Source organism: Frankia sp. CoWAU3 (assembly GCF_977971855.1).
The window spans coordinates 1-2,274 of sequence record NZ_CDWWXB010000026.1; the positions used below are offsets into that span (position 1 = coordinate 1).

Consider the following 2,274-nt stretch of genomic DNA (forward strand, 5'->3'; position numbering starts at 1 on the left):
ACCGAAGACCGTTCACCGATCGCATCGTGTGACGGTATTCAACGTCAGATCCGCCCCCAGGATAGCGTCACTCGCTGTGAGATCCGTCGGATCATTGGCGCCGGAACCACCGCCGCTGCACCGATCAGCTCGATGGATCCCGCCAATTCCGCGAACAAACCGCGCCCGCGCGGTGGCGGGCACATCCGGGACGACGAACGAGCCGAATAACATCACGTCAACATCATGGATACAACGGCGACCCACCATGCGACGAAAAGACGACCGCGGAAGTCCACCGGCGGCGCGGCAGCGGGCACTACAGAACTTCGTCGGGGGTACGACCCTGGGCCCGGTTGCCGATCCTTCCTCGGGCGGGAGCGACGGCACACCCCATGGAAGGATCGCAACCGACGGGCCGGCAGCGATCGCAAGGCCGATTTTTCAGGACTCCTCTGGACATCCACCAGGCGCCAGGAATATTTTTCCGCCAGCACGCCACAATTCACCGGGATAGCACGATCAATGCCCGGCTGAGGGACCGCCGTCTGGGGGGCGACCATTGGCTGAGAAGCAGCGAGCGGCCAGGGGGCTCCTGTCCTCAGGCCCACCCGCTATGACCAGGATTTTCGGGCGGGACCAACATTACGCGGCCCGGTATTACGGCCCCTGGAAGAAAGTATCACCGGCGGGTGCGAGCGGATTTGAGGACACCCGGGAAGGCGTCGCCGCCGGATCCGTCGTCCTCGGCGCTTGTCGCGGCTGGCACGTTCAGCGACGCCGCCGGGTCCGGCGGAACGGGTGTCTACCGTGATCGATCACCTGGGGACGTCGATGGCGCGGTCCGGCCGGGCGGCGGAGGCAACGCGGCTCGACCAGATGATCTATGCCTGGCCGCGCCGAAGCAGGACGGGCGGCGAGGGTTACCTCCCGACGGCGAGCTCCCTGGGCTCCACGGTGACCAGGTCCTGGAGCGGGCTTCTCGCCGGCGAGGTCGAGCTCGACGAGAGCCGGGTCCCCCACCCACCGTCGGCGCTCGCCTACCTCATCCGATCTCCGGATCATCCCGAGGCGCCGGATCATCTCACGGCGATGGATCCGCACCGCATCCCGGAAGCAGCGCTCGTGCACCGGATCCGGATCCCGGAACACGGCGGCGACGGCCGGGCCCGGCTGCGTGCCCACATCCTGATCGGCCGGGCGGACTATCTGACCGAACGGGTGGGGCTCGCGTTGTACGCGGCGGGTGGGGTCGTGGTGGGGAACTCCCGCACCATCCCGCGGCTGGCTCCCCTGCACCTGCGCGACCTCACCGCACGCCGGCGGACGGGCGAGCGGACCCTGCGCCAGTCAGCGCGCGCGGGGGTGCGGCGCGATCGGCTCGTCACGCTCATCGCGACGGTACTGGCATGGTCGCGGGCCGAGCGTCCCTTCGTGGTGGCCAACACTGGTTCGGATGAGGCGCTCATGCTGATGTGGGCCCTGGTGGAGATCCTCGAAGGCGTTCTGCCCTACCGGCTGACCTTCTCCACGCATGCGACCACCGTCCCTTCAGGCGCCGCCCCCTCGGGCGCGCGGCACACCGACGAGCCAGGCCCGCGGTTCCTGTTCGTCCCGTTCGAACCAGAGTGTGCCGGTAATGGGGAGCCCGCCGCGATCCACGTGGATCCGCGGGTCGGGCCGGACGCTCCACCGATCATGACCGCCGCCGCCCGGCTGCTCGTGGACCTCCACGGCCGCGGTGGGATGCGGGGAATCGGCGACCTGCTGGCCCTGGTCGGTGACGAGATGTTCGATCCGAGCCGGCCGGAAGCCTGGTGCCGGCGGGTGATGGGGAACGGGGTCGAGAGGACCACCGCGCCGCCGCCCGGCGGCGACCTGGCCACCATCGCGGATACCGCGGGTGCTCCGCGCGCGGGCTCCCCGGATACCGCGAGTGGTTCGGGTACGTCGGGTCCCCCGGATCCGGCACCCCTCTCGACCACGACCGATGCCGTCGGCCTGGGACACGCGACGGCCCCGACCGCGCCGGGCGATCCGGCACCGGCAGCGACGACAGGCGCCGGAGCGCTCGCCGTCCGCGAACACCTCCGCGAACGGTACGAACGCCTGCGGGCTTCGAACTGGTCGAGCTCCGCCGAACAGGGCACGGCCGCGGACCCCGTGCGCCGTCTTTTCACCGCCCTCATCGAACCGGTCGGTCTGCCGGCGGACCTGGCGAGCGTGGAGCGACTGCGCGGTCAGTTGCGCCGGGTCGCGGGGCTGCTGGCCGGCCCCGTCGCCGGCCCGGGCGGC

General features: G+C 70.3%; 1 protein-coding gene and 1 pseudogene. Both read left to right on the forward strand.

From position 1 onward, the window contains the following. On the forward strand, positions 1 to 210 hold a 210-nt coding region (locus AC08ON_RS04585), incomplete at its 5' end, for a hypothetical protein (protein ID WP_476606512.1). A 579-nt stretch (positions 211 to 789) separates the two neighbouring features. Further along, a pseudogene (locus AC08ON_RS04590) lies at positions 790 to 2,274 on the forward strand (hypothetical protein); the annotation flags it as partial.